The 255-nt window shown below is 53.7% G+C and carries 1 rRNA gene; it reads right to left on the reverse strand.

The window, feature by feature from the left end:
- Positions 1-255, reverse strand: a 16S ribosomal RNA gene (locus H3O04_RS36885); the annotation flags it as partial.

The following is a 255-nucleotide window of genomic DNA, read 5'->3' on the forward strand; positions in this document are numbered from 1 at the left end:
AGAGTGCTCTTGCGTAGCAACTAAGGACAAGGGTTGCGCTCGTTGCGGGACTTAACCCAACATCTCACGACACGAGCTGACGACAGCCATGCAGCACCTGTGCGCCGGTTCTCTTTCGAGCACTCCCGCCTCTCAGCAGGATTCCGACCATGTCAAGGGTAGGTAAGGTTTTTCGCGTTGCATCGAATTAATCCACATCATCCACCGCTTGTGCGGGTCCCCGTCAATTCCTTTGAGTTTTAATCTTGCGACCGT

This window comes from Burkholderia sp. KCJ3K979 (genome assembly GCF_016759955.1).
Taxonomy (GTDB): Bacteria; Pseudomonadota; Gammaproteobacteria; order Burkholderiales; family Burkholderiaceae; genus Burkholderia; species Burkholderia orbicola.